General features: G+C 69.7%; 18 protein-coding genes. All 18 read right to left on the bottom strand.

The features are described from left to right. Window positions 1-3: 3 nt before the first annotated feature. On the bottom strand, window positions 4-2,691 hold the full coding sequence (locus F9Z44_RS06825) for a phage tail protein (RefSeq protein ID WP_159604667.1): 2,688 nt from the start codon (window positions 2,689-2,691) through the stop codon (window positions 4-6). After that, window positions 2,691-4,976, bottom strand: a complete 2,286-nt coding sequence (locus F9Z44_RS06820) for a putative baseplate assembly protein (protein WP_159604666.1) — start codon at window positions 4,974-4,976, stop codon at window positions 2,691-2,693. Before F9Z44_RS06820 ends, F9Z44_RS06825 begins: the two co-directional genes overlap by 1 nt. Next, entirely contained in the window at window positions 4,977-5,366 is a 390-nt protein-coding gene (locus F9Z44_RS06815) for a GPW/gp25 family protein (RefSeq protein WP_159604664.1), read from the bottom strand. It abuts the gene before it with no gap. Next, window positions 5,366-7,009, bottom strand: coding sequence for a hypothetical protein (locus tag F9Z44_RS06810; protein WP_159604662.1), 1,644 nt, complete (start codon window positions 7,007-7,009; stop codon window positions 5,366-5,368). The genes F9Z44_RS06815 and F9Z44_RS06810 overlap by 1 nt, the downstream gene beginning before the upstream one ends. 4 nt (window positions 7,010-7,013) lie before the next feature. Then, window positions 7,014-7,700 (bottom strand): phage baseplate assembly protein V, encoded by a 687-nt coding sequence (locus tag F9Z44_RS06805; RefSeq protein ID WP_159604660.1) that lies wholly within the window; start codon window positions 7,698-7,700, stop codon window positions 7,014-7,016. Next, complete coding sequence (locus F9Z44_RS06800; RefSeq protein ID WP_159604658.1) at window positions 7,697-8,788, bottom strand: phage late control D family protein; 1,092 nt, start codon at window positions 8,786-8,788, stop codon at window positions 7,697-7,699. Before F9Z44_RS06800 ends, F9Z44_RS06805 begins: the two co-directional genes overlap by 4 nt. 21 nt (window positions 8,789-8,809) lie before the next feature. Further along, the gene (locus tag F9Z44_RS06795; protein ID WP_159604656.1) at window positions 8,810-8,980 is read right to left on the bottom strand and encodes a hypothetical protein; all 171 of its coding nucleotides are present in this window, start codon (window positions 8,978-8,980) and stop codon (window positions 8,810-8,812) included. Between the two features lie 17 nt (window positions 8,981-8,997). Continuing rightward, window positions 8,998-9,951, bottom strand: coding sequence for a CIS tube protein (locus F9Z44_RS06790; RefSeq protein ID WP_159604654.1), 954 nt, complete (start codon window positions 9,949-9,951; stop codon window positions 8,998-9,000). 2 nt (window positions 9,952-9,953) lie between these two features. Then, on the bottom strand, window positions 9,954-10,499 hold the full coding sequence (locus F9Z44_RS06785) for a phage tail protein (protein ID WP_159604652.1): 546 nt from the start codon (window positions 10,497-10,499) through the stop codon (window positions 9,954-9,956). After that, on the bottom strand, window positions 10,499-12,124 hold the full coding sequence (locus tag F9Z44_RS06780) for a phage tail protein (RefSeq protein WP_159604650.1): 1,626 nt from the start codon (window positions 12,122-12,124) through the stop codon (window positions 10,499-10,501). The genes F9Z44_RS06785 and F9Z44_RS06780 overlap by 1 nt, the downstream gene beginning before the upstream one ends. Before the next feature lie 19 nt (window positions 12,125-12,143). Continuing rightward, window positions 12,144-12,587 carry a phage tail protein gene (locus F9Z44_RS06775; RefSeq protein ID WP_159604648.1) on the bottom strand — a complete coding sequence of 148 codons (444 nt, stop codon included), beginning with the start codon at window positions 12,585-12,587 and terminating at the stop codon, window positions 12,144-12,146. Window positions 12,588-12,609: 22 nt separating this feature from the next. Next, window positions 12,610-14,373 (bottom strand): phage tail sheath subtilisin-like domain-containing protein, encoded by a 1,764-nt coding sequence (locus F9Z44_RS06770; RefSeq protein WP_159604646.1) that lies wholly within the window; start codon window positions 14,371-14,373, stop codon window positions 12,610-12,612. Window positions 14,374-14,418: 45 nt separating this feature from the next. Next, a complete protein-coding gene (locus tag F9Z44_RS06765; RefSeq protein ID WP_159604644.1) occupies window positions 14,419-15,237 on the bottom strand; it encodes a hypothetical protein in 819 nt (272 codons plus the stop codon). Continuing rightward, complete coding sequence (locus F9Z44_RS06760) at window positions 15,234-15,821, bottom strand: DUF4255 domain-containing protein (protein ID WP_159604642.1); 588 nt, start codon at window positions 15,819-15,821, stop codon at window positions 15,234-15,236. Before F9Z44_RS06760 ends, F9Z44_RS06765 begins: the two co-directional genes overlap by 4 nt. A gap of 271 nt (window positions 15,822-16,092) precedes the next feature. Beyond that, the gene (locus F9Z44_RS06755) at window positions 16,093-17,079 is read right to left on the bottom strand and encodes a Bug family tripartite tricarboxylate transporter substrate binding protein (RefSeq protein ID WP_159604640.1); all 987 of its coding nucleotides are present in this window, start codon (window positions 17,077-17,079) and stop codon (window positions 16,093-16,095) included. After that, window positions 17,076-18,332 carry an FAD-dependent monooxygenase gene (locus F9Z44_RS06750; protein WP_159604638.1) on the bottom strand — a complete coding sequence of 419 codons (1,257 nt, stop codon included), beginning with the start codon at window positions 18,330-18,332 and terminating at the stop codon, window positions 17,076-17,078. The genes F9Z44_RS06755 and F9Z44_RS06750 overlap by 4 nt, the downstream gene beginning before the upstream one ends. A gap of 34 nt (window positions 18,333-18,366) precedes the next feature. Continuing rightward, the gene (locus F9Z44_RS06745) at window positions 18,367-19,434 is read right to left on the bottom strand and encodes a VWA domain-containing protein (RefSeq protein WP_159604636.1); all 1,068 of its coding nucleotides are present in this window, start codon (window positions 19,432-19,434) and stop codon (window positions 18,367-18,369) included. Next, window positions 19,431-20,516 (bottom strand): DUF58 domain-containing protein, encoded by a 1,086-nt coding sequence (locus F9Z44_RS06740; RefSeq protein ID WP_159604634.1) that lies wholly within the window; start codon window positions 20,514-20,516, stop codon window positions 19,431-19,433. The genes F9Z44_RS06745 and F9Z44_RS06740 overlap by 4 nt, the downstream gene beginning before the upstream one ends. Window positions 20,517-20,524 lie beyond the last annotated feature (8 nt).

Raw genomic sequence — 20,524 nt, 5'->3', positions numbered from 1 at the left:
GGATCACTCCTTGCGGGGTCGTGGTTTTCTGTTGCGGGGAGCCGAAAGTGGTTCGGCAGGAACCACCGGCGGCGGCGCGGCCTCGCCGCGCAGGCGCGGATCCAGCGTGGTCGGGCCGAGCACGAAGTCGCCCCCGCCCAGCACCGAGCGCTGCACCCGCACCGGACGAGGTGCAACAGCGCGGGCCAGGTAGGTGTCCACACCCACGAGACTGGCCACACCCACCATGAAGGGCCAGCTCGCGGTGGTCACGCGCACCTCCACGTGGGCGGGCGCCTCCAGGGCCACGATGCGACGGATCAGGCCCAGGTCCACGTCGTCCACCTCGCGGTGCACCAGCACGGTGGCGCGGTGCGCCAGGCGTCCATAAAAATCGGCAATGCCCTGGTCTTCGACGTCGGTGGTGGCCTCTTCGCGGTAGAGCGCCATGAGTTCGGCGCGCGCCTGGTCTCCCAGCACCAGCGTGTCGCCCACCACCGAGTTGCCGCTGACCTGCAGGCCCGGCAGCAGCGGGTCGTCCTCATCGGCCAGGTCCACGCCCAGCAGCGTGGCGAGCAGGCGGCGCAGGCGGAAGTCTTCGATCACCACCACCTCGCCGCCGCTCACGCCACCTCCGGTGGCCACGTCGAGTGCCAGCGCCAGGCCGCGGCGCGTGCCGTGCCAGCGCGCCAGCTCGGGCGCGGCCTGCAGCCAGGTGCGGCGGCGCGCATCGGGCAGGGCCGCATCAAAGCTCAGGCCGACCCAGCTCGCGAGCCAGTCCAGGTGTTCGGCCGGCGTGCTGGCGGGATCGGTGAGCAGGTGCGCGTGGGCCACGCGGTCTTCGAGCTGCGTGAGAACGCCTTCCACATTGGCCAGGCTGCGCGCCAGAAAATCGGCCGGCGAGGCCTGCGGGCGGTACACCCCGATGGCGTGGCCATCGAGCAGCAGGCGCCAGCAGCGCGCGCTGCCGCCATCGCGCAAAAGCCAGCTGCGCCCGGGGTGTTCCACCACCACCTGAGCGCCGTCGCTCACCTGCACGCCGCCGATGGCCAGGCGCAGCAGCAGCGCCACCTCGGGTTCGCCACCGAGATCGAGACCCGCGGCATGGCCTTCGTCGATGCTGTCCAGCCGCTCGCCGGGCAACTGCGCCGCATCACCAAACAACGTCTCGCGGTAGATGCGCGGCAGGTACTGCTCAGCGTAGTTGAAGCGACTGGCCCAGGCGCGCAGGGCCACCACCTCGGGGCTGGCGCGGCCATCGCCGTGCAGGCTCAGGCGCACCCACAGGTAGCGGCCGCTGAGCGAGCGCACCGCCGTGCGTGCGTTCTGCACCAGCACGGAAAAAAGGCCTCGCAGCCCACGCTGCGGCGCCCACGGTGCCAGGCCCGGGTGCGCCGGCAGTTCGGAGGGCGCGCGCTCCCACACCGCGTGCGGCACATGGGGACCGGCTGCGGCGGGATCGATGGCGCGCACATCGCGGCCAAAGGCGTGGGGGTGCCAGGCGTCCAGCCGTTCGGCTGCCGGGGGTTGGGGGTCGTTGGTGGCGGCCAGCCACACCACCACGCCGCAGACCGGGGGAATGCTGGCTTCCATGAACACGCGGTGCCAGGTGGTGGCAGGCGTGCCGCTGTCGATGAGCTGCGCGCGCAGGCGGCCGTCCTCGGTGGTGAAGCTGGCCGCCGTGCCGCTGCGTGCGAGGTTGGGCAAGGCCAGCGCATACAGCGGCTCGGCTGCGTCTTCGCGCACGGGGTAGTGCGCCACACCCTCGGGCCGGTGCACGAACGGCGCCTCGCGCTGGTCGTTTGCCAGCGGAAAAACCTCACCCAGCGCGGGCAGCTCGCCCGTGGGGCTGTTGTCGATGGCAAACGCGGGTGCATCGACGCGCCCCGGCATGCGCACGGCCATGCGTGTGCCATCGAGCCAGGTGAGCGCGTGCGCATGCACCGCACCGCGCAACGGGCGCATGGGGCCGGGTGTGCGGGTCGCTTCATCCCAGCGCCGCACCCAAGCCTGCCCTGCGCTGTTCCAACCCATCAGCAGCAAACCACCCGTGGCATGGCAGGCCAGCGCGAACGGCTCGGCCACACCGCTCCAACCGTCGTGCACCACGCTCATCGCGGGCGCGCGGCAGTTCTCGGGATCGGGGCGGAACACACCGGGCGCGTAGGCGTCGGTGGCGGGTGTCTGGCTGGGCAGCGGGTGGCCTTTCAAACGCGCCAGCCGCCCGCTGCCGCGCTCCAGCACCCACACGCCCCCCTGGGGGTGGGCGGCCAGGCGCCAAGGCGCCAGGCCTTGCTCGGCCACCTCCACATCGTCCCAGCGACGCCGCAGGTCGTGCATGAGCACACGCCCCGGCAAAGCGACGTAAAGCACGCCGTCACTGCCCACACACAGATCGGTGGGAACGGCGTCCAGCGGCAGAGCAATGGCGGCATCGTTCAGGTGGGCACTGCGCACCACGATGGCCTGGCTGGGCGCGTGCCAGCTGCAGACCACGCCCTGCGCATCGAGCGCGCGCGGCACCTCGTTCAGCGCGAGCAGTGCCGCGCTGCGGCTGGCCGCTGCATCCACCGGGGCTTCCAGGTCCCGCTCGGACGCCAGGCTCAGCGCGCCGCAGTCGGCATGCCAGCGCACATGGCCAAGACCCTGCCCCAGCGTGGGCCAGTGGGCCGGCGCCTGCAGCGACCAGAAGCGGGAGCCGTTGGCGTCCATCAACACAGCTCCGGCACTACCGGCACGGCCACGGCATTGGCCTGCGCAAACGGGTTGGGCAGCGCGCGCAGATTCGTCGGCGCTTCTGCACCCTCCACCACCACGATGGACAACAACTCGGGCAACTGCCAGGGCTGCAGGTTCAGCGTCTGCTGGGCACCGGCCTGGTTGCGCGGCAGCAGGGTCCAGTCTTCCTGGCCGGTCGCGCCATGGCGTGCAAACAGCTGCAGGCCGGTGACCTCGGCCACACCGGCCACGCGCGATACCTCCACCTCCAGTTCGCGTTCGCGCACCGAGCGCCCCAGCGCCCAGCCCTCGCCTTCCAGCCCGCCGGGGGCCAGCGGCCAGAGCAGGCGGCGCAGGGCTTCGCGCACCTCATGAAGCAGCTTGTCGCGCGCAAAGCCTTCGCGCAGGCGCAGCGCCACCGATAGACCCAGCGGCACGTATTCGCAACCGATCACGTACAGCTCGGTGGCCAGCGGCACCCGCGCCGAGAGGTGGGCGTGCACGCGCTCGATGAAGGGTCGGTCCGGACGCGGGTTGGGCGCCGGCGCGAGTGCGGCGGACGGCAGCACCACCACGCTCACCACACCGGGCACATGAAAACGCCGATCGCGCGGCTTGAAGCGCGGCATCACCTCGACCCGGCCCACATCGGCGGCGGGTGTTTCCAGTGCGAGGCGTTTGAAATCGTCGGCGGTCACCGCGCGTTGCTGGTGACGCAGCGTGGCCGGTATGCGCCGCTCGGCCTGGGGCAAGGTCTCGGCGTCTTCGCCGCCGTCCATGGCCAGCGGCTGGTGCACCTTCATGGCGGGTGCGCGCTGGCCATTGATGAGCGTGGCGGCGATCTCGCTCAGGCTGGCGGGTGCCAGGTTGCCCGCGCGCCCACCGCCAAAGCGCCCACGCGCCAGCCGCACGCGCATGAGCCGCTCGGGGATGCGGCCGCGCACGCCATCGCCAAACCGCACCGTGCCGGCTTCGGCGTCGAGCTCGAACGCACCGGCCTCGCGCGCTGTGAGGGCATGGGCACTGATCGCGGCCAGGTCGTCCACGCGCTGCCACGGGTGGTAGCCGCGCCCGCCGGGTTCTTCCACTTCGATCACCAGCGTCTCGGGGTCCACCGAACCGGCGGGCAGGGCAAAGCTCTGGTCGGCCGCACCCGTGCTGGTGCCCAGCACCTGGCCCTGCAGCGTCACGCGCTGGTCGACCTCGGCCGCGTTGATGCCCAGCCAGGTGAGCGGCAGGCGCTGCACCTGGCTGCCGGGGCGCGGGCGCACACGCAGCCAGGCCACCAGCCGCGCGGCGCGCGCCGCGTCGTCCAGACGGGGCGGTGCATCGCCCACACCGGCCAGCGGGTTCACGCCCACCTGGTTGGAAGGCACCCAGATGTCGTCCTGGCCGGGCAGCGGCAGGCGCAAGGTGCCCGGCCGGGTGAAGCCGCGCGAGGTGTCGCTGCCGGGCAGCGGCTCCAGCGTGAGGTAGTCCAGCGTCTGCGTGCCGGGCCTGCGCGTGACCATCTCCCAGATCACCGGCACCTCGGCCAGCGGGCCCACTTCTTCGAACAGCGCTGGCAGGGGCAGCGCGGGCACGATGCCCAGCGAGAGCAGCGAAGGCACGCCGGTGTCACCGCCACCGAGCGCCGCGCGCACACTGTCATTCACGCTCGCTTGCTCCAGCGGACCCGGCGCTGCCGGTGCAAGCAAGGCGATCCACACGGCGCGGTCGGTCGAGCGCTCGAACACATCGAAGCCACCAGGCTCGGCACGGCCCTGGGCAAACACGGCCAGCGTCTCGTAGCCCTGCACCGCGCCGCTGATGCGGTGCACGCGCGAGAGGCCGCTGATCACGTCGGCCATGTGGGCCGCCTCGGTGTCGGTGAGCTTGCGCTTGATGTAGGTCTCTCCGGTCACCGGCAGCACCGTGGTCTCACCCAGGGTCTCGAAGGGCTGCGCGCCTTTGAGCCGGGCACCGGGCAGCAGCGAACTCGCGCGCAGGTCGGCCAGCGGCTGCGCATACGACAGGCCCACGATGCCGCGCGCCGGCTGGGCTGCGCGCAGGCCCTGGCCGAGCAGCTTCAAAAACACCAGGCGCTGGCGCTCGGGGATGAGGTTGGCGCGGTAGAGCAGCGCGTCGCCCAGCCAGGCGAAGAGTTCGATCAGCGTGCGCCCGGGGTCGCCCTGGCGCGGGTTGGTCCATTCGGGTGTGTGCGCGGGAATGCGCGCGATCAGGTCTTCGACGAGGTCGTCAAAGCGGCGGTCATCGAGGCTGGGCGGGACGATAGGCATCTAGTTCTCCAGCTGCACGTTGACGTTCACGCGGCCCGGCGCACCCGTGCGCGCCAGCCGGTACTGGATCTCCACCCGCAGGTGGCTCGGGGCATCGGGCACGTCCCACACCTCCACCGCGTCGAGCAGGATGCGCGGTTCCCAGCGCGCCAGCGAAGCCTGCACCAGATCGCGGATGCGTCGGCGCGTGGCCAGGGTGTTGGGCTCGTGCAGCAGGCGGTCCAGCCCGCCGCCGAACTCGGGGCGCATGAGTTGCTCGCCAGGGCGTGTGCTCAGCAAGATGCGGATGCCGTCGCGCACGCTTTTCTCAAGCGCAGGCCAGCCGAGCTGGCCGTGTTCGTCGGGCAGGCCGAGCAACGGAAATCCAATGGGAGCGGCGCTGGTGTTCATCACTCGCCCCTCTTCGGAAACGGGATGCAGATCTTGATGAACGCCATCCACTTGAAGATCAGGTCGAACAGGCTCAGGAAGATGCTCAGCACGATGAAGGCGCACAGCGTGATGATGGGGATGCTGAAGCTGCAGATCCAGCCGATGGTGATGCCGCCATCGGGTGGTTTCTTGCCCTCCATCAGGTCCTTGGGGTTGCCGCTCAGCAGGTTCTGCAGCGCGGGCGGCACAGTGAAGGACACATTGGGTTTGAGCGAGCGCAGCAGGCCGGGCTCGGTGATGTCGGGCAGGTTGATGCGCACCGGCGGTGCGCCCGAGCCTTCGAACCACGGCGCGATCACAAAAGGTTCGGTGGCCTCGCTCCAGACGATGCGCGCGGGGCAACCACACTCGGGCTTGAGGCGCACGAAGGCCCGCACCACGTACTGTGCGTTGGCGTCGTCAAAGCGGCCCGGCGCCGGGTTGAGCTGCACGAAACGCTCGGCCACCGCGCGCGAAAGCGCCAGCCGCAAGGCTTGCGCCTGGTGGCTGGGCAAGGCGGGCCAGCGCGCGGGCATCTCGGGCCGGCTGGCCTGCTCATCGCGCTGCACCAGCACCTGCACCGCCTGGCGCAGGAAGGCCTCGGCACTGACCGTGCGCGCCACCGTTTCGCCCACGCGCAACTTCAAGGGCAAGGCGATGGCCGCGAGCTGCTGGCGCAGCGCCTGCGCCACGGGCGAGGTGCCTGCAAAGGCGTTGAACTCACCATCGAGCTGGCGCAGCAGCCGCAACAGTCGCTGCAGGCCCGTGCGCGCGCCGCCGCCCAGGCGCAGCTGGTTCCAGTGGTCGATCGACACGCCCGTGGGCCGCACGGTGGTGGCGAGCTCGGCGGCTTCGGTCCAGGCCGGGTGCAGCGTCTCGCCATCGAGCGGCAAGTCCATGGCCTCGCCACGCAGGGCCTGCACCAGGTGGTTGCGGAAATCGGCGCTCTCGGGCCCGAAGGTGTTGGCTTCGTCGAACACCGGCGCGGTCTCGGCCAGCTCGCTGCTCACCGTGGGCACCAGGCCGTAATACACCGTCTTGCCCGCGGCCTTGCAGACACCGGGGGGCGCCACGAACATCGGCACCACGTGTTCATCGAGCAGCGTGTCCTCGCGCTGCAAGGCCAGCTGCACCAGCTCGTGGTCGATGTCGGCCACACCGGTGTGGCCGCTGTGCAGCCGCAGCTGGCTTGCAGGGTCGCGCGCGGCCCCACCGATGCGCGCCACCGGCAGCCAGCCGCGCAGGCGCCCGCGCGATCGCATCCATCCCTCTTCTGTGGCGCTGCCAGCGCGACGCACCCGGCGCACCACCAGCCCGGCCGATTCCACCCGCGCCGGGTCCACGCGCGGCGTGCCCGGCGTGTCGCACCAGGCTTCCAGCACGGCCAGGTGGTGCTGGCGCTGGATGGGCTGTAACAGCTTGAGCACCTGGCGCTGCGTGCGCGCGGCAGCACGCGTGGCCAGCAGCCTGGCGCGGCCCTCGGCGGTGGTGATCTCGTCGAGCACGGCGTCGATGAAATCGCCATCGGAACGCTGCAACAGCAGCGGCGCGCCGCCCGTGGCCACACCGCGCGGCGCGCCCAGGGCCACATCGTGAGGAGCTTGCATCAGGGTGCGGGCCATGGCGTCACCAGATGTTCCCGGCGCCCGGGGTGTAGCTGGCCGAAACGACGGCATTGGCCTGCAGCGTGTCGCACTTCACCAGACCGGAGAAGGTGGACACGACCGCGTCCACCTTGACCGTGCCCGCGCTCACCTCCACCTGCGAGGCCGTCACCTTCACCTTGGCCGCGGCTTCCACCGCGATGCCTGCTGTGTCCATCACCACGCGGTTGCCGTTGGCGTCTTCCAGCGTGATCGACCCCGGCCCGTCCTGCAGCGTCACGGTCTGCCCGCCAGGGGTCTCCAGCGTCAGGGTCTCCTGTCCGTCTTCGTCCAGGATGGTGATGGCCACACCGTTCTTCGACTTCAGCCGCTTGGTCTTGTGCTGGCCGTTGACCACATCGGCGGGCGAAGGCGAGCTGCCGTTCCACAGCCCACCCATGATCAGCGGGTGGCGCGCGTCGCCGTTCATGAAGATCACCAGCACCTCGTCGTCCACGTCGGGCAGGAAGAAGAAGCCCCGGTCGCGTCCGGCGAACGGCGCCACCACGCGCGCCCACAGCGGCGCGTCCTGGCCGGTCACGCCGTCGTGCGCCAGCAGGCGCACCTGCACCCGGTTGCGGCCCGCGGGGTCGTCGAGCGAAACCACCTGTGCCAGCGCACCGGCCTGCAGCCAGCCCGTCGGTCGGTCCAGCAGCGCATCGTGTTTCATGCGCCCTCCCCGAGAAAGGCGCACTCACCGCTGAACTCGGTGCGGTAGCCCGCCGTCTGGTCGTAGAGGTGTGTAGCTGCACACACGAAGTAGCGGTTGTCGAACTGGGGCGAGAGCCCGGTGACGGACACGGTGGTGCCCACGCGGATGGCCGGGTTGCCTTCGCTCAGGCCTTCGATGCGAACAAAGCGACGCGCGCGCTGGTCCAGCGCCGCAGTGGCCACGGCCTGGGCCTGTGCATCGCTGCTCACCACCAGATGGCCCAAGTGTTCATGGCGCGCACCCAAGGCTTCATCGAGCCACGACAACCCGCTGCGACCGCTGCCCGGCCCACTGTGCGTGATCTGCGTGGCCTCATGGCTCACCGCGCTGCCGTCCACCGGATTCCAGCCGGCCGCGCTGGTGGCGGTGACCTGTTGCGACAGGTCGGCGATCACGCGGGCGCGCATGAGCTGGCCAAAGAGCGCGAGCTCCACCTCGCCTCGCGCCACGTCGCCGCGCGGTGCCACCTGCAGCTCGTCGCCCACGATTTGCAGATCGGCATCAAACCGCGCGAGCAGGCGGCGCAGGAAGGCGAGATCGCTCTCGTTGATCTGCGCCCAGGTGTCCACCGGGCTGGTGAGGCCGGTCACGGTGGGGCGCAGGTTGAGCGCGCCAGCCACTTCACGCACCACGTCGGCGGGGGCCATGTCGGTGTAGGTCTTGCTGCGCCGGGCCATGCGTGCGGCCTGCAGCGCGTCTTCGGCCAGCACCGTGATCTCGGGCGCACCACCCATGCTGAACACCAGTTCGATGGCGCTGACCTTGCCGCGAAACACCTCCACCGGCGCCTGCACGTCGCCCGCATACACGGCCAGATCGGCGCCCAGTTTCAGATCGGACTGTGCGCCAAAGGCCTGCTCGGTGCCGCCCGCCGTGGTGCCCACCCAGTTCGAGAGGCGCAGTTCCAGGCGGCTCATGCCGCCTTCGCTCTCGTCCATGCGCATGGCAATCAACAGGTTGGACAGCCGCACATCGGCCTGACCGGCCAGCCGCAGCGTGGGGCGCGCGCTGTAGAGGGCTTGTCGGCTGAGGGCGGTTTCGGTCATGGCGAGGTTCGCAAGGGGAGCTCAATCGGTCCGCAGTCGCCAAGCGCGCTCGGCGCGCAGGTCCAGCGCTTGCTGCAGCGCTTCCAGCGCGCGCGGGTCGTCGGGCGATGGAGCTTCGTTCGCCTGGGCCGTGGGCGGGGTGGGCCGCTCGGCCGGCACCTCGGCGGTGACTTCTTCGAAGGTGATGGGCATGTGTGTCTCCGGGTCGATCAGTCGAAGGCGATGCGGGCTTGGAGGTCGGCGGCGGCGCCCACGTCGGTGCCCAGGCTGCCGGCGCCCGAACCGCGCGCCATGCCGCCGGGCGCAAAGCCGGTGGCGCCGGTGCGCGCATGCGCCGAGGGCAGCAGGGCCTGCGCGTTGGGCAGCGATGCGCTGGCGCCGACGCCGGTGCGCAGGCCGGCAAAGGCCGTGCCGGCGGTCGCCCCGATGCCGATGCCAGCACCGATACCCACCCCGGCGCCAGCCCCCACCGAGAGCGAGCCCGACGCAAACGCGGCCGGCGCGCCCAGCGACACCCTGGCGTCCACCAGCAAAGAAGCACTGCCGCCAAAGCGCAGGCTGGCCGAGGCGTTGGCGTTGGCCACCGCGCGGGCCGCGCGTGGATCGCCACCGGCCGAGGCCACCCCCGATGGCCCTGCCCCGCCAGGCACCTCCATGCTGGAGGCGCCTGCACGATCGGCCGAAGAGGCCGGCGCGCTGGCGCTTTCGAAATTGGGCGCGTCGCTGGAAAGCGTGAGGTTGACGCCGGCGCGCAGCGGCACACCGTCGTGCGAGAACAGGTCCAGCGTTTCCTTGTATTGCTCCACCGTGCCCACGAAGCGGTAGGCACCCCAGCTGAACTCCACGCGCGGCGGGGTCTTCTCGTTCTCGCCACCGAAGGGCTTGAGCATCTGCGCCATCTTGTCGGTGGTGCTGCGCACGTCTTCGCCGCCCTGAACCTCGCCACCGAGGTTCTGCGCGGTGGTGTCGAACACCAGGTCCATGGTGAGCTTGGCCACGGTGGCGCTCACGTATTGGCGGCTGCCCGCGCCCTGTCCAGCGGGGCCCAGCGTGTTGGACACCGTGTACTGCAGCGAGGCCGGGTTGAAGTGCACCTTCACCACGGTTTCGGGCGCTGGACTCAGCGTCTTGAACTCTGCCACGGCGATAGTGCGCTCGGTCATGGTCAGGCCTTGGGAAAACCGAGGGAAAGCCCTTCGTGGGCCAGGTGCAGCTCTTCCACCGCCACCTCGGTGGCGCGGGCATTGAGGTCGGCGGCCTTGAACTTCACCGGCATGCAGCGAGCGAGCGACCAGGTCATGACCTTGCTGCCCGCGCCATCGAGCATGTCGATGTCCACGTCCATGCGCGCGGCATAGTCACCGCCCGAAACCATGGCGAACCACTTCCAGAGGTGGCGGTTGTCGGTCATGCCGCGCTTGAGGATCACGGTGGCGTGGGTCACCGGGCCCGCGCGCTGGAAGGCGCCAGCATTCACGCCACCGCTGCGGATCACCTTGGGTTCCATGGTGGCTTCCAGGCCAGTGCATTCGGCAAAGGCGCCCTGGCACATGTCGACCTCGTTGCCTTGCCCGGTGCCCGCGCCCGACTGGCGAAAGCGCACCTGGAACCGGAAGGGAATGAGCGGGGATGACGACGGCCTGGCCCCCGCACCCAGACCGACCGACACCTGGGCCGAGGCGCTGGCAGAAAATTCAGCACCGATGGCCATCACGCTGCCTCCCGCACGCTGGCCTGGCCCACGCCGGCAGCAGCCAGCGCCAGCACCACGGTGATGCGCTCGATGCTGTGCGCCGGCAGCACGGTGATCTCGGTCACGAGCCGCCCGTTGTCCAGATCGTTCTGCGTCATGGTGCTGCGATCGCAGCGCACGCTGAACGCCTCAAGGGGTGTGGCGCCGGCGAGTGCGCCCACGCGCCAGAAGCCCTTGAGCAACTCTTCAAAGCTGCGCTCCAGCCGCGCCCAGGTCTCGGGTCCGTTGCCATCGAACAGCACGCTCTGCCCGCGCAGGCGCGCCGCGCGCAGCAGCGTGGCCATGAGTCGGCTCACACCGCCGCTGCGCCAGGCCGCATCGGCGGTGGTGGTCACATCCGACTGCAGCGCCCAGCCTCCGGCCTGCTGGGTGAACAGGCACACACGCTCGGCCAGCCGCGCGCTGGGCGACTGCGGGCCAGCGCCCCAGCCGGGCAGCGGCTGCGCACTTTGCAGATCGCGCAGCGCCGGCATGGAGTGCTCACCGGCCACGCTGGCGTGGGTGCCGCGCGCCAGCGCGCTGCGGGCGATCAGGCCGGCGAGCGCGCCGTCGGGCGGCTCCAGGCCTTCGGGCAAGTCTTGTGCAGCGCGCGTGGCCAGCCAGGGGTAGCCCAGTTGCACGAAGGCGCTGGCGATCGACAGCCCACTCGCGTCCACGCTGCCTTCGGCCTCCAGCACACCGCTGCGGCGCAGAAACGCCAGCATGTCGTTGTGCGCGTGCACGCCGCCGTCGCTCACTGGCCGGCGTGCGTCTTCACGCGGCAGGGGCAGCGCGCCGACGAACAGCATCTCACGCTGGTGCTGCGCCAGAAAAGCGCGCACGCTGGCCACGGCCACGCGCCACGGCCCGTAGCCCGGACCGTCCAGGCGCGGCGCGTGCAGGGCGCGCAGGCCAGCGTCTTTGGGCAGCGGGGGCTCGTCGGGGCTGCACTCCACGAAGCCTTCGGGTGGCGACACCAGCGGCACCGCCACCGACGGAGCCAGCGGTTCGGTGGAGCAGGCGTCGGGCAGATCGGGCAAGCACAGCAGGCTGGCTTCCGTGAGCCCCGCCACGTGGCCGATGCCGCGCCAGGTGCGCGGGTCCATGGGCTCGAACACCTCGCCCACCTGATCGCGGTCGCTGAAGCCAGGAATGAGCCGGCTCAGGCGCGCGCGCCGCTTGGCCGCGCGGTTGGACGCCGACTCCAGAAACGCCCAGGGGTCGCCCACACGCACCAACACCGCGCGCTGGCCACCGCGCGCGAAGAAGCTGCGCACGGCCGCGCCGAGGTAGGTGGCGCACAGCGAGGGCTCACCGCTCACCGCGTCGGGCGCGCGGCCCAGCGGGCGTTCGTCCCAGGCAAAGAGGCGGTCAAAGAGCGCCCAGTTGTCGATCACCACCGGCACGTTGTCCAGCGATTCCAGTGCGTCAGCCCCCTTGCGCCAAGGCCCGTGCACCCACCCGGCGTCGATCAGCTGGCGGCGCACCGACATGGGCAGTGGCTGCTCGCGCCGGCGCGCCACAAAGCCCACGAAACACGCCACGTCGGCGCGCTCGGGCGCGGTGCGCAGAGCGGGTGCGGCGGTTTCGAAAACGAGGCTCATGGGAATCGCTCCTGGTGCGTCAGACCGTGATTTCCATCGCCTCCGCCGACAGCGCAATCTCTTCCATCGCCACATCGCCCCCGCCCTTGCCCGCCAGCGTGGGTCCGGTGTATTTCATCGGGATCACGCCGCGCAGCACCCAGGTCTGCACGGGCGTGTGCGCCTCATCGAGCAGGGTGATGGTCACGTTGCGTTGCGCGGCTGGGCCCTGCGTGCGGGTCTGGCTGATCCAGTCGAACAGGGTCTTGCTGTTGAGGATGCCACGCTTGAGGGTCACGTCGGACACCTTGTGGATGCCGGCGACCTTGCGCACGTGGTTCTCGCGGTCGTTGCCGTTGCGGTACTCGGCCACGGTGACTTCGGTGCCGATGCCGCTGACATCGGAGAAGCCGCCGAAGACCTCGCCGCCGTCGAAGTTGACGAGGTAGTTGAATGCGCCGTAAGGGGTGGTGCGGTTGGCCATGGTTCAGCTCCTGATGTGGGGGTCACTCGCGGGCGCCGGCCGTTTTCTGGCCGATGCGGAAGATCACGAACTCGGCGGGCTTGATGATGGCCACGCCGATCAGGCAGATGAGGCGACCGTTGTCCAGGTCGTTCTGCGTCATGGTGCTGCGGTCGCAGCGCACGAAAAAGGCCTCGTCGGGCGTGGTGCCGAGCAGCGCGCCGCTGCGCCACTCGTTGTAGAGAAAGTCGGCCACGGTCTGGCGGATGTTGGCCCACAGGCGCTCGCCGTTGGGCTCGAACACCGCCCACTGTGTGCTGCGATCAATCGAGGCTTCAAGGTAGTTGAAGTAGCGCCGGTCGCTCACGTATTTCCACTCCGGGTCGCTGGAGGTCAACCGCGCTCCCCACACGCGGTTGCCGCGCCCGCTGAAGAAGCGCAGGCAGTTCACGCCGGCCGGGTTGAGCAGTTCCTGCTGCGCGAAGTTCACGTCGATCTCGAAGCGCAGCGCACCGCGCACCACTTCGTTGGCCGGCGCCTTGTGCACGCCGCGCTGCACGTCGTTGCGCGAGTAGATGCCGCTCACAAAACCCGATGGCGGCAGCGCGATCTCCTTGGCAATGTCTTCGCGGCCCGGGCGGGCCAGCGGGTTGGACACCACCACCCACGGGAAGTACATGGCCGCGTACTTCGAATCGAACAAACCCCGGTAGGTGCGCGCGGTGGTGGGCAGCAGCTCGGGCGGCGTGTCGAGCACCGCAATGCGGTAGGCGCGGCGACCTTCGGCGTGCGCAACGAGGGCACTGGCGATGGCCTGCGGGTTGTCTTCGTCCTCCACACCGTAGGCCGAGCTGCCGGGCGCGGCGACGATGGACACGTCTTCGAGCGAGGCGATCTCGGACAGGGCCAGCGCGTAATCGGTCGAGGTGGGTTCACCGCCGTCGGCGCCACCGGCGAGGCTCCAGACCCGCTCGGGCTGGCCGGCGGCGTTGTTGACCGCACCATTGAACAGGCCTGCGTGCAGCTCCGACGGCGAGACACCCGCCCCCACGCTGATGGCGTAGAAGTTTTGCAGGTGATCGCTGCGCCGCGAGGGCGTGGCCGACATCACGTGGCCGATCCAGCGCGGGTGGGTGTTGGACAGGCCCATGTCCTCAAAGCCCAGGCTGTTGCCGTCGCCATCGATGGTGAGCACCGAGACGGTGAGCAGCCGCGGCGCGCCGGCCAGCACGTTGGCCTGCGTGACCGCCTCGCCCGCGAGGTTGGCCGCCGGGCGCCAGCTGTTGCCCACACGCACCAGCAGAGCCGGGCTGCCGCCCACCGTGGCGCGCACCAGGCTGCCGGGCGGCGCGTTGTTGAGCGTGGTCTCCGACGCGGGTGTGGCCGCCTCGCGCACCACGATCCGGCCATTGCCCGCCGCGCCGGGAAAGCGCGCGGCAAATCCCACGCCCTCGTCGGTCCCGGCCACCACCTGCACTGCCGCGGCAGCCGGGCTGGCCCCCACCACGCGCGACACGTAAAGCCGCGAGCCCCCTTCGTTGAAGAACGCCCGCACCGCGTGCGCCAGGTAGTTGGTGCCCGGCACCCCGGTGCCCAGGGAGAGATCGGCAAAGCCACCGTAGATGCGCTCGAAGTCGCCATAGCTGGTGAGCAGCTCGGGCGACTCGGGCGTTTCGTCATCCACGCGGTAGGGCCCCTTGCGGGTGGGTCCGACAAACGCGGTGGTGCTGGTGCCCACCCCTTCGATGCTCTTGGCGCGGAAGCTGGTTTCCTCGACGTAAACGCCCGGCGCGAGGTATTCAGGCATGGTGGTTCTCCTTGTGAAGTGCGGGTAGGAACATCGCGTTGGTCCTCAAGGCAGATCCACCCCGAGGGAAACATGCAGCGGTCGACCGGCCGCCAGGTTGACAAGCACGCTGGCCTGCGGAAGGCCCGCGCGCGCTGCTTCAATGGCCGCCGGGTCCACCAGCGGCAAGGCGGCGGGCGCACGCCCCAGCTGGAGCACGGCCTGCGGCGTGCGCACCACGCTCGCCGGATCCACCACGGCCTGCAGTTCGGCCTGGATCTGCGTGACGACCACGTCGCCCGGTTCGGTGGACCAGGTGGTCACGGGAATGCCGGCCACCGGCACCAGCGCCTCACCGCGCCAGTCCGACAGGCCCAGCGCGCGCACGGCGCCAGCGGCCACCACGCGCAACAGCACCCCGCCCAGCGCGTCCCCGCTGCCGAGCTCGAACACGCTCACGCTCACGCATGCCCAGTTGGCGCCGACGCGGCCCGTGGCCGAGGGATACATGGGCACGTTCAGCGGGCGAAACACCGAACCGGGTTGATCGGCGTTGGCCGGGTTGGCATCGCGCGGCAGGTCCACCCGCACCAGCCGCGGCAGGTAGTGGCCCAGCGGGTCGGACACGGTGAGCATGAGCGCCAGAGACCCTACCGGCACATCATCTGGCGGGCTGGCAAACGCGCGCGCGTGGTGGGCCAGCGGCAGCCACTCGTGGATCACCAGCAGGCCGCTGCGGTTGCGCTGGATGCGTGCGCCAGCGGGTGCTTCCACGCGAAGGCTTTGCTCCAGCGGTGCGCCGGTGGTGGCGTCCACGCAGCGCAGGGCACCGAGCACGCGGCGCTCCACGCGTTCGACTTCACGGGCATGGAGCAGCTGGGTCATGAAGCCAGCCCCGCGCTGTAACTGGTGCGGCTGGACACCACCGCCCGGGCCTCGGGCAGCTCGTCGGGGTCCAGGCGCACGGTGCGCGCGATGTACGACGCCGAGAGCCGGTAGGAAGGCTCCAGCGCGTCCCAGATGCGCATGATGTCTTCGGTGGAGAGCTCGGCCGGCACGATCTGGATCACCTCGTCGGCGTCCCACCCCGGTTCGGGTGACAGCGACGAGGCATCGAGCAGCGGATGCAGGTGCAACTGCCGCATGGCCCAGGCCATGGTGATGTGTTCGTCCAGCGCGGTGCCGCCCCAGGCGGAGAGCAGGATGTGCAGATCGAGGTGCAGGGGCGCCGGCAGCGCGTTGGGCGCGCGCGAGGGACGTTGCTGCCGGCTGTGTTCGTTCACCGTGGCGCGGTAGAGAAACAGGCTGATGCGGTTGCCCTCGGCCGGCGCGCTCGCCATTTCCTGCGACGACAACACCTCGAAGTCGCAGGTCGGCATCGTGGTGCCGCTGGTCGACGCCGGATAGGTGTTGTTCAGAAAGGTCGCAATGGAGCTGCAGACCGAATGAATCGCCAGCACATTGGCCATGGATTCACCCTTGAGGCGCGTGAACGAACGCGCGCAGGAAATCCCGTGAACGATGCATGCCGCCCCCTCCCAGAAGTCGTCAAACCGTTATGGCCGTGAACCTTTTCAGATCACACAAATGTATTTTTTCTACAACTAAGGTGTGATTTATTTGACGTTTTTATACCGCTTGTTCGCTCAAGGGGCATGAACAACTACGTTTCAACAGACGGAATTACAAATGCACACAGCCGGCTTGCGCCGGCTGTGTCGGGTGAGCGTCGGGGAAGAATCAGGGTCGGATGTTGTTGCGCTGAATCACGTCGGCCATCACGGCCGTGTCGCTTTCGATGCGTCGGCGCAGGCCCTCGGATGAGGTGCCCACCACCTGCCAGCCCTGGGCAAAGATCTTCTGGCGGATGTCTTCGCGCCGCACGATGTCGGTGAGCAGCGCGGCCAGGCGGGCCACGTGGGCCTTGGGCAGGCTGTTGGGCGCGGCCACCGCGTTCCAGATCTCCAGCTGCAGGTTTTTCACGCCGGCCTCAGTCAGGCTGGGCAGCTCGGGCACGACGCTGCTGCGTCCGGTCGAGGTGACGCCGATGGCGCTGAGCTTGCCCGCGCGCACCTGCGCCATGGCCAGGCCCGGAGGCAACAGCGACATCTGGATCTGGTTGCCCAGCAAGGCCGTGATCACCTGCGGATTGCCGGGGTACGGCACATGCACCGGTGCGATGCCGGCGCGGCTCTTGAGCAGCTCCATGCCCAGGTGGGCCACCGTGCCCACGCCGGGCGTGCCGTAGTTCCAGCTGGTGCCCGACTGCCTGGCCGCGGCGAAGAACGCGGCACCCACCGGGCTGCCGGCGGGTGCGCTGAGCACGAGCGGCGCCACCGCGATCAACGAGACCGGCGTGAGATCTTTCAGCGGGTCGTAGGTGGTGTCCGGGTTGAGGATCTTGGCGATCGTCATGTTGCCGTTGATCATCAAGCCGATGGTGTGGTCGTCGGTGGCGCGAGCCACCTGGGCCGCTGCGATGTTGCCACCCGCGCCGGGCTTGTTTTCAATGATCACCGGCTGACCCAGCGCCTGCGACAGCGGCTCGGCCAGCAGGCGCGCCATGAGGTCGGGCGATGACCCGCCGGGAAAGCCCACCACGATCTTCAACGGCCGGCTGGGCCAGGTGGCCTGCGCCTGCGCATTTGGCAGCACGGTCGAAGCCACCAGGGCTGCGGCGGTGGCCAGGGCGTGGCGGCGGGTGGGGGTTGTGAACGTCGGGGTCATGTCTTCCTCTGGGATCGGGGTGAAGGGATCGGGTCTTGCTCGGGTTCGGGCGGCCCGTCATAAAGCCACGGATTGTCCAGCAAACGTTCACCCAGCCAGCGCATGGCGGTGTCGCGCCCCCAGCGCACCACGCCCGTGGCGTGGAAGATGCGGCCGTTGCGCTGAGAGTGCTGCTGCACGCGCGCGTTGCGTTGCCAGCGCGTTTCGGCGTACCGGGCCAGCACCTGCGGCCAGTCGTCTCTTGCCTGCCCGGGTCGCACCAGGCGCCCCAGCGTCCAAGCGTCTTCGATCGCCATCGCCGCGCCCTGCGCAAGATACGGGCGCAGCGGGTGCGCCGCGTCGCCCACCAGCGCCACCCGACCCTGCGCGTGCTCGTGGGCACCGGTCATGGCAAGGCGGTCGTTCAGGGCCCAGAGCGACCACGCGGGCACGGCGTCGACCATGGACAGCAGCTCGGTGCAGACCGGGCCCAGTGCGCGCTTGAGATCAGCAGCCCGGGCTTCGTGAGACCAGCTCTGCGGGTCCGAACCCGGCTCACCCCCGTGGCCCTGACCCAGCACACCGTGCACCACCGCCACCACATTGATCCACTCGCCACCGCGCACCGGGTAATGCACCACGTGCATCCACGGCCCGAGCCAGGCCGTGACCAGGTTGGCCCGCAATGCCACGGGCAGATCGCCTGCACGCACCATGCCCCGGTAGGCCAGGTGGCCACTGGCGCGCACGACTTGTGCGCCCAGCAGTTGCGAACGCACACGGCTCCACAGGCCATCGCAACCCAGCAGCGCCTCACCCACCTGTGTGCTGCCATCGTCCAGCGTGGCACTCACCCCACCCGGTGTTTCGGCGCACGACGCCAGCCGCGTGTTCAAACGCAGTTCGGTGAGCCCTTGTTCCTGCACGGCCGCCAGCAGCAGCGCATGCAGGTCGGCCCGGTGCAGGGTGGCGTAAGGCTGGCCGTAACGCGCCAGCGCCATGGCGCCCAGGCGCAGCTGGCCGAGATCGGTGCCGTGGTGGGCATCGCGCACATGCAGCGCTTCGGGAAACGCGGCGCAGGCCTGCAGCGCATCGTCCAGCTCCCAATCGGCCAGCACCCGCGTGGCGTTGGGCCCGAGCTGCAGCCCCGCACCCACCTCGCCAAAAGCCGCCGCCTGCTCCAGCAGCACGCTCGGCACGCCCGAGCGGGCCAAGGCAAGGGCGCAGGCCAGGCCGCCGATGCCACCACCGGCGACGATCACTTGTTGGTTCATGCGGGGATTGTGCCGGTGGCGACCGGCCGCAGGCTCACAAAATCCGGTTGAACCACAACACCGACAGGCCCGCCGAGAACAGCGCCAGGATCGACGCCACCAAGGCGAGCAGGCCGGAGATTTCGGTTTCCTTCTTCTCCACCGTCAGGCGTGTGCTCAGCGTCTCGTACACCTTCTTCAGGTTGTCGGCGGTGCCGGCGTAGAAGTACTCGGCCTGGGTGGTGCGGGCCACTTCCTTCAGGCTGTCTTCATCCAGCCGCACGCGCATGGACCAGCCTTCGAAGCCGATGATCTCGCCGTCCACCGTGCCCACGCCCACGGTGTACACGCGCACGCCACGGTCGGCCGCCATCTTGGCGGCTTCCGCGGTGTCCACGCCGGTGGTGCGCTGGCCGTCGGTGAGCAGGATGATGGCGGCCGAGCTGTATGAACCCGGCGCCACCGGCTGGAATTCCTTCTTCTCGGCAGCGGGCTTGTCGATGGAGCGGCCTTGCGGTGCAAACGGATCGGTGTTGCGGTTGTAAGTCATGTTGCCCACGTCGATGCCCTGGCCCGGGAACAGCTCGGAGAGCGAGACCACGATGGCACTGCCGATGGCCGTGGCGCGCTGCATCTGGAACTTGTCGATCGCGGTCACCAGGTCTTCGCGGCTGAGGGTCACGGGCTGCACCACCTGTGCCGACCCGGCGAATGCCACGATGCCGACTTTCACATGGCGCGGCAGTTCCGCGAGAAAGGCCTTGGCGGCGTTCTGCGAGGCTACCAGGCGGTTGGGTTTCACATCTTCGGCCCGCATGCTGCCCGAGACGTCCATCGCAAGGATGATGGTCTGCTGGTTCGACGGCAGCACGATGCTGGCCATGGGCCGTGCCGAGGCCAGCAGCATGGTGGCGATGGCCAGCAGCAACAGCACCGGCGGCACATGACGCCGCCAGCCCGGGCCTTTGCCCATGGCCTCGCGCACGATGGCCAGGCTGGCAAAACGCACGGCCGCCTGTTTGCGCCGGCGCAGCAGCCACACATAGAGCAGCACCAGCAGCGGCAAGGCCAGCAGCAGCCAGAGCAACTGCGGCCACAGAAAGGTGACGGGAATGTTGTTCATGGGCGTGTTCCTTCACGTGAGGCACCGAAGCTGCCACGGTCGCGGCTGGCCATCTGGGAGGGCATGCTGCGGCCAGCCTGCGCGTGTTTGCCTGCGCGCAGGCGGCGTTTTCGCAAGTCCACGAAACGCACCACGGCTTCGGCCAGATCGTCGTCGGTGGAAAGCTCCAGCGTGTCGACCCCGGCGCGCGCCAGGCTCTCGCGCAGCTGCGCTTCGCGCTGCGCGGCAATGCGTGCAAAGCGCTGCCGGAAGCCCGCGTCGTGCGTGTCCACCATCAGCTGCTCACCGGTCTCTGCGTCGCGGATGGGGATCAGCCCGAGGTCGGGCAACGCCAGCTCCAGTGGATCGAGCAGGCGCACGGCCACCACGTCGTGACGGCGGGCGAGTTCGCCCAGCGGCGTTTCCCAGCCGGGTTCGCTGATGAAGTCGGACACCACGAACACGGTCGCGCGTTGGCGAACGGTGTGCACCGCCGCCTTGAGCAGGTCGGAGAGTTGCGTCACGCCGTCCTTCACAGACGCCTTCTTCGCAGGCGGCTGCAGCACCATTTGCATGAGCCGAAGCACCTGCGTGCGGCCGCCGCGCGCGGGCAGCACCGCGTCCACCACCGGCTGGCCGCGGGAGCCGTAAAGCACCGCGCCCACGCGGTTGCCGTGGCGTCCGATCAGGCGCGCGAGCACGGCGGTGAAGTCGAGCAGCACCTGGCTCTTGCGCTGGTTGCCTGAGCCGAAGTCCACCGAGGGGCTGAGGTCGAGCAGGAACCAGGCGGCCATCTCGCGGTCTTCGGTGAACACGCGCACATGCGGCTGCTGCAGCCGCGCGGTGACGTTCCAGTCGATGTGGCGCACGTCGTCGTGCAGCTGGTACTCGCGCAGGTCGGCCAGATCGAGGCCGGAGCCGCGCATCAGCGTCTTGTAGTCGCCCTGCAGCAAGCCGTCGAGCTTGCGCAGCACGGTCCATTCGAGCCGGCGCAGCAGCGCGTCGGCGCGCAGCGTGACCGGCGTGGCCAGCGCGGTACCCACAGCGTTGGCTGGCGCATCCGCCGAACTGCGACCGGATCCGAACAGGCGCTTGAAGAACATGGTGCGTT

The organism is Hydrogenophaga sp. PBL-H3, from assembly GCF_010104355.1.
Lineage (GTDB): Bacteria > Pseudomonadota > Gammaproteobacteria > Burkholderiales > Burkholderiaceae_C > Hydrogenophaga.
Note: the sequence above shows the minus strand (reverse complement) of the source record. Positions and strands in the feature narration are given on the sequence as shown.